General features: G+C 36.6%; 8 protein-coding genes. 3 read left to right on the top strand and 5 right to left on the bottom strand.

All coding sequences use genetic code 11. From position 1 onward, the window contains the following. Positions 1–624: 624 nt before the first annotated feature. From GW12_RS04340 to GW12_RS04330, 3 genes are read left to right on the top strand one after another with little or no spacing between them, the layout of a single operon-like run. Positions 625–2,436, top strand: coding sequence for a copper resistance system multicopper oxidase (locus GW12_RS04340; RefSeq protein WP_034583971.1), 1,812 nt, complete (start codon positions 625–627; stop codon positions 2,434–2,436). Next, positions 2,423–2,761 (top strand): hypothetical protein, encoded by a 339-nt coding sequence (locus tag GW12_RS04335; protein WP_004897649.1) that lies wholly within the window; start codon positions 2,423–2,425, stop codon positions 2,759–2,761. Before GW12_RS04340 ends, GW12_RS04335 begins: the two co-directional genes overlap by 14 nt. Further along, a complete protein-coding gene (locus GW12_RS04330) occupies positions 2,748–3,692 on the top strand; it encodes a copper resistance protein B (protein ID WP_034583967.1) in 945 nt (314 codons plus the stop codon). Before GW12_RS04335 ends, GW12_RS04330 begins: the two co-directional genes overlap by 14 nt. A 564-nt stretch (positions 3,693–4,256) precedes the next feature. Here GW12_RS04330 and nadS read toward each other — a convergent pair. The 5 genes from nadS to GW12_RS04305 all read right to left on the bottom strand — a co-directional run bounded on the left by nadS (position 4,257) and on the right by GW12_RS04305 (position 5,833). After that, a complete protein-coding gene (gene nadS, locus GW12_RS04325; RefSeq protein WP_004896911.1) occupies positions 4,257–4,529 on the bottom strand; it encodes a NadS family protein in 273 nt (90 codons plus the stop codon). Further along, positions 4,522–4,842 carry a type II toxin-antitoxin system RelE/ParE family toxin gene (locus GW12_RS04320; protein WP_000897309.1) on the bottom strand — a complete coding sequence of 107 codons (321 nt, stop codon included), beginning with the start codon at positions 4,840–4,842 and terminating at the stop codon, positions 4,522–4,524. The genes nadS and GW12_RS04320 overlap by 8 nt, the downstream gene beginning before the upstream one ends. A gap of 186 nt (positions 4,843–5,028) precedes the next feature. After that, positions 5,029–5,226, bottom strand: coding sequence for a hypothetical protein (locus GW12_RS04315; protein ID WP_034583955.1), 198 nt, complete (start codon positions 5,224–5,226; stop codon positions 5,029–5,031). A 66-nt stretch (positions 5,227–5,292) separates the two neighbouring features. Next, complete coding sequence (locus tag GW12_RS04310) at positions 5,293–5,520, bottom strand: hypothetical protein (protein WP_004745640.1); 228 nt, start codon at positions 5,518–5,520, stop codon at positions 5,293–5,295. Between the two features lie 97 nt (positions 5,521–5,617). Next, on the bottom strand, positions 5,618–5,833 hold the full coding sequence (locus GW12_RS04305; RefSeq protein ID WP_000071892.1) for a cold-shock protein: 216 nt from the start codon (positions 5,831–5,833) through the stop codon (positions 5,618–5,620). Positions 5,834–6,283 lie beyond the last annotated feature (450 nt).

Below are 6,283 nucleotides of genomic sequence, written 5' to 3'. Positions count from 1 at the left end.
AAAAATTGTGGGACAGCAATGAGCTAGAGGCTCCCTTTTTTGACTTCGTATAACGTGTATTATGTTAATTTTAGAGAAACTACTAAATTATATTGAGTTGTAAATAGTTGAAATTCCGTTAAGATATTTTGGATTAAATTCTATTCCTAGATAGCATTCATGTTGACTCATCTCTCCAAAAAACTTTGGTTTTGTTTTCTTATGGTTTTTGCCATAGGATGGAGTAGTGTGTCTGTTGCATCAGTAAAGATAATGCATATCAATATGCAAACTGAAATGAGCCAAGATCATTGTTTAGATCAAGCACAGCAAGTCACTCAACATGGTATTAATCACGAAGTACAGACGAATACCGATTGCCATAATCATTTAGCTATTAATCAGAATATAGATCACAAAAAGTGTCAGGAATGTTCTAGCTTATCCTGCCAGACACAGATCTCATGTCTTCATTCTTTGCAAAGCTCGCTAGATCCCCTAGATACCTTCTATTCTATAGATCAGCCTAATTTTTATTACCTCAACCAATATCTAAATGGGTATTGGCAAGAAATTTCACGTCCTCCTAAAACTTAACCAATTTTTTTTAAAATTTATTTATTTTTCAAAAATTAAGGTTAAGTTATGTCTCATAAAATTAGTTCGTACCTATTAGCAGGTATTTGTTTTGCATCGTCGCCTTTGGTTTTTGCCGAAGTGCGTGAATATCAGCTTGTTATTGATGAAGCAGTGGTCAGCCCAACTGGAAAGCCTGTAAAGCGCATTACCGTAAATGGTCAATTTCCTGCGCCTTTGCTTGAGTTTGAAGAGGGTGATGAAGCCATCATTCGCGTGAAAAATAATTTAAAAAACCAAGATTCTTCTATTCATTGGCACGGACTGTTGTTGCCGGGCATTATGGATGGTGTACCAGGATTTAATGGTTTTAACGGTATTAAGCCTCAAAGCGAGTATGTTTATAAATTCAAGATTCGCCAAAGCGGGACTTATTGGTATCACGCTCATTCTAAAGGACAGGAACAGGACGGCTTATATGGTTCTTTTGTGATTTATCCAAAAGGTAAAACACCATTGGCAGCACATGAAAAAGCTGAACGTGACTATGTGGTGATGTTGTCAGATTTTCATGAAAAAACCAGTGATCAAATTCAGAAAGATCTTAAAATTTCAGCTGAATATTATCAAGATCAGCGTGAAACCTTGGGTGATGTTTGGAAGCAGGTTAAACGTGATGGCATAAAAGCGACATGGTCTGACCGCAAAATGTGGAATCAGATGCGTATGCTAAAAACCGACATGTCGGATGTTACAGGTTATACCTTCCTCATTAATGGCAAAACACCTGAACAAAATTGGACAGGAATGTTTAAACCGAATGAAAAAATTCGCCTACGTTTTGTGAATGCATCTGCGATGTCTTTCTACGATGTCCGTATTCCTAACTTGAAAATGACTGTGGTCAGTGCTGATGGTCAGCCTGTAAAACCTGTTGCTGTGGATGAGTTTCGTATTGGCACAGCTGAAACTTATGATGTGATTGTGGAGCCCAAAGGCGGACATTATCAAATTGAAGCTGAGTCAATTGACCGTGCAGGCTATGCGATTGGTACACTGCACAATGAATTAAATCCTATGACACATGGCATTCATATGCCTGCACCACGTCCACGCTCACTTTTGACCATGGAAGATATGGGACATGGTGGCGGTGATCATGCAGGAATGGATCATTCGAAAATGAACCACGGCAATATGCAAGGCATGGATCACTCGAAAATGGATCATTCAAAAATGAACCATGGCGATATGCAAGGCATGGATCACTCGAAAATGGATCATTCACAACATGGCACAGCAAAACCACAAGAAAATGATCAAGTGGTTTATGGTTGGGCAAATGCATCTACACCTGCGGGCAATAAAGCCTTGCAATATAGTGATTTAAAATCTTTAGAACCGCAAAAAGATACTCGTGAAGCTAGCAGTGAATTAGTAGTGCGTTTGGGCGGTACTATGGAGCGTTATATTTGGACGATTAACGGTAAAAAATTCAGCGATGCTGAGCCATTAAAAGTGAAGTATGGCGAGCGTATCCGTATCAAATTTATTAATGACAGTATGATGGCGCACCCCATGCATTTACATGGCATGTTTATGCAGTTGGAGAATGGTCAAGAGTCGGTAGATATGCCGAATAAACACACATTGATTGTACCACCGGGTAAAACAGTGACTGCTTTATTAACTGCGGATGAGTTGGGCGAATGGGCAATCCATTGTCATTTGTTGTATCACATGAGTGCAGGAATGATGAACAAGTTGATCGTGGCAAATGTTAGCGATGAACAAGTGTCTACAACGCCAATTCAAGGTACAAATTCGACTCAAACTCACCAAGTAACTGAGCAAAAAGGAGCTGGACATGCACATCACTAATTTTGTATTTAAAGCGTTTTTTTCTGTTGCGGTATTGAGTTTAACAAGCTTAAGTTTGGCGCACGAAGGGCATCATTCAACTGCTCAGACTGATGGAAAAAATGTACCATCAATGAATCATCAAGCGATGTCTGAGATGGATCATTCACAGCATTCTCCACAAGAGCATGCACAACACATGCAGATGATGGGGAAAATGAATCATGCTGCACATTCAGCACCGATGAACCATCAACATGCAGGTCATCAGCCAATGCATCACAAATCAACAGAGAAACAGCAAGATCAAAAAGTACAGAAAGGAGATCAACATGCGCACCATTAATCTTTTTTCTAAAACTGTTTTAGCAAGCTCTTTGTTGATGGTCAGTGCAGTGAGTTTGGCACATAATGGTGAAGATCATAGTGCGCCTGAAAAAATGACAGTTGCTACATCTTCTAGTCAAAATCAGCCGATGCAAATGGATCGCTCTCAAATGAACCATAGCCAAATGAATCAGGCACAACATCAGGCAACATCTACGGTTAATCATTTACATCATGTACCAGATGCGAATGCTCAGCAGAGTTCGCATTATGATCATCGCTCAGAACACGGTGCGCAAATTTATGCGATTACGACAGTGGACAATAAGTGGCTTGTCAATGAAGATGGCACAGGTGATTTAAAGTCAGAGTTTGAAACCCGTATTGGCACAGATGAAAATAAGGTTTTTATTAAAATTCATGCCGATAAAGAAGAATCGCATGATGCACATTATGATGCCAAACTTTTATATAGCCGTATGATTTCAGACTTTTGGGATGCACAGATTGGTGCACGTTATCGTAGTGAAAAAGTTGAACTCAATGATCATCGCAAAGACACCGAAGAAAATGTTGATGCGGTGATTGGCTTACATGGTATGGCGCCATATTTCTTTGAAACTGATGCTTATCTCTATGCGGGAGAAGACAGTTATGCGGGTTTTAGTCTAGAAACGGAACGTGATTTTCTGATTACGCAAAAGTTGATTATTCAAACTTATTTAGAGTTGGATGCGATCTTTAGTGATGACTCTAAATATGCGAAAAAAACTGGTTTAAGCAGTGCAACCGCAGGGCTTGAAACTCGCTATGAAATCAGTAAAAAGATCATGCCGTATATCGACATTGCCTATGAGTATTCAAAAGGTAATGATGAAACGTCGTGGCAAATAGAATCAAACTCTGAGAAAGGTTGGTTATATGGAGCTGGTGTTAGATTTAGATTTTAATTAATTTAATGATTACTAAATAGCTTTATTTAAATAAAACTCTAGCTTAATGTGGCCGGAAGCAAAATGTTAACTTATTTTGCTCCCTCCCTCCCATTTAACATAATGGAGGTTATACGAAGTACACTTATATATTAATATAATTATCAAACACTTAATAAAACCAGAAAAATCTAAAAATGACCGAAAAGCCGATTTTGAAACAAGTCGGCTTTTTTATGATCGTTTTTGATAGTTCTTGCCAATAATCTTGTTTAAAAAGTAATCAATTTTGGCATTTTCCCAATGTTCTCAGCTCTTCCAGGGCGAAAACTATCCCCAATTACTGTGGATGAAATTTAGGCTATTTTGTACGCTCTGGCGTACATAAATCTCGGCCCTTTGCGGCTACCTGGGACAGTGGAATTTTCATATGATTAATTGGTCAGGAACAGGATGTTCCTTAGAATTACAAAGAATGAGCACCAGGATGGGGCCAGATACGACAAGCACTAAGACAGCACAGACCTAAAGTTCCAATAAAAAACCCTGGCAGGATGCCGGGGTTTTTTATTATCTAAACTTTTAAATCAGAGTTGGATGGGCATCCAGAATGCGAATTAAAGTCGCTGCAGGACCAGTCGGATAACGACGGCCTTGTTCCCAGTTTTGTAGGGTTCTCGCGCTGATATGCAAACGTGCAGCAAACTCTGCCTGGGTTAAGCCAGTTTTCTCACGTACTTCTTTAATATCTGGTAATTCAAGCTCAGTCACTCGGCTTGCTTTCATTTCATTGCGTTTGATGGCACCAGCTTCTTTAATCGAAGCAACCAAGTCATCAAATAAGTTGTTATCCATGAAATTGCTCCTTCACTAATTGACGCAAGATCGATGTTTCTTTATCAGTCAGGTTATCTTTTACTGACTTTGGATAAGCCACAAGGAAAAAGATCTGATCATCTTCTGTGACCCAATAATAGATCACACGGATACCACCACTTTTGCCTTTATTGCCCTGAGCACAACGTACTTTACGAATTCCACCACCATTCTTGATTAAGTCGCCCTTATCAGGCTGTACCAAGAGATCTTGCTGGAGCTGACGATACTCTTCATCACTCACAAGCTCTTTGATTTGCTTAGTAAAAATACTGGTTTCAATGAATAACATAGGTTTAAGTACGTCAATGGCGTATAAGAATTTTAGCAGTTTTAGAATAAAAAAACGAGAGCTGTGAACTCTCGTTTCGCATAAGCAAAGGCTTACAAATATAAATATTAGGTATAAAAAACCCGCATGATAGCGAGTAGGTCCTGATATTTCATTCAGACTATAGATTTTATAAAAACTATATTTCTAGATGATTTTAAATATTTTTCCACTTAAGGTACTTTGAAAAAGCATTTCAAAACTAGGTCGAATATCTTCACCATCAACGGTGATATGTTTTATATTCAAATCAGATTGTGTGTTGGCAAACTCATGATCCACTGTGGCTTGAATAGCGTGTTTAACGCCAAACTGGTCTTTTACGCTGAGAGTCTGTTTAAACATATATATTTCCTTAAAAAAATTGCAGTGGAAATCCCACATAAATTATTGATGTTTAAAAATTTATCGCTAAGCAACTTTATGATTTAATTTAAATAGCTGATTTAGAGAAGTGTAAAATGTACGGCCATCCAAATTTAAATCAACTTCTATTCCAGATTCCAGTAGAACTCTTTTACCTACTTCGACTTGTTTTAAACCTTGACGTGTATTTTGCATTTTATGTAGAGGAATTAATGAAACAATAATTTCAGTACCATTTTTAGATTTTGCAATTAAATCATTTACTTTTAACAACTTATATCCTATTTTTTAGAGATTTTTTCAATTTTGAAAACATTTTAAAGCATAAAAAAAGCACTTATGAGTGCTTTTTATTACTGCTTATTATTACTTAGATAGCAACAATATTTACAGCATTCGGTCCTTTTTGACCTTGAGCTACACTGAATTCAACTTGCTGGCCTTCAAATAAGGTCTTGAAACCTGAACTCGCGATTTCGCTGAAATGAGCAAAAACGTCTGGACCTGATTCTTGTTGAATGAAACCAAAACCTTTAGTTTCGTTAAACCACTTAACAGTACCTTTAACAACATTTGAGTTTGACATAATATATCCTACTAATTTTTAATAATTTTTTAGTCATTTTATTGACTGATTAATAACTTTGAAAATAATAAAGAATGAGACTTAAAATCTAAAAAACGAAGGATTATGACTAAAACTGCGATACTTAAGGAAGATTTACCGAAACAAGACTTTTTTTCTAGTTAAGTTAAATATACAGTAAAAATAAAAATAATCAAGTTTTTTGATATAAATATTAATTTTTCTTATAAAATCTATATTTTTTTCTTTAAAAATTAATTAAATTCAATAACTTATTTATTATATTATTTAATATTTTCTTTAACATAAAATCTCTTATGCGAAATCTGTTTGTTCATCAGATCAATCATCTTCTTTAAATAAAGATTCAATTTCATCCCAGTGCGGAAATTTATGCTTTTTTGGCACCACTTCAAACTGTAATTTGACACGGCTTTGTTGCATAAATAT

The sequence above is a fragment of the Acinetobacter sp. HR7 genome (assembly GCF_000773685.1).
Lineage (GTDB): Bacteria > Pseudomonadota > Gammaproteobacteria > Pseudomonadales > Moraxellaceae > Acinetobacter > Acinetobacter thermotolerans.
Note: the sequence above shows the minus strand (reverse complement) of the source record. Positions and strands in the feature narration are given on the sequence as shown.

Excerpts from the sequence above, each read along its gene's own strand:
- GW12_RS04340 (WP_034583971.1), top strand. The coding sequence starts at position 625 with ATGTCTCATAAAATTAGTTCGTACCTATTAGCAGGTATTTGTTTTGCA.
- GW12_RS04335 (WP_004897649.1), top strand. The coding sequence starts at position 2,423 with ATGCACATCACTAATTTTGTATTTAAAGCGTTTTTTTCTGTTGCGGTA.
- GW12_RS04330 (WP_034583967.1), top strand. The coding sequence starts at position 2,748 with ATGCGCACCATTAATCTTTTTTCTAAAACTGTTTTAGCAAGCTCTTTG.
- nadS (WP_004896911.1), bottom strand. The coding sequence starts at position 4,529 with ATGGATAACAACTTATTTGATGACTTGGTTGCTTCGATTAAAGAAGCT.
- GW12_RS04320 (WP_000897309.1), bottom strand. The coding sequence starts at position 4,842 with ATGTTATTCATTGAAACCAGTATTTTTACTAAGCAAATCAAAGAGCTT.
- GW12_RS04315 (WP_034583955.1), bottom strand. The coding sequence starts at position 5,226 with ATGTTTAAACAGACTCTCAGCGTAAAAGACCAGTTTGGCGTTAAACAC.
- GW12_RS04305 (WP_000071892.1), bottom strand. The coding sequence starts at position 5,833 with ATGTCAAACTCAAATGTTGTTAAAGGTACTGTTAAGTGGTTTAACGAA.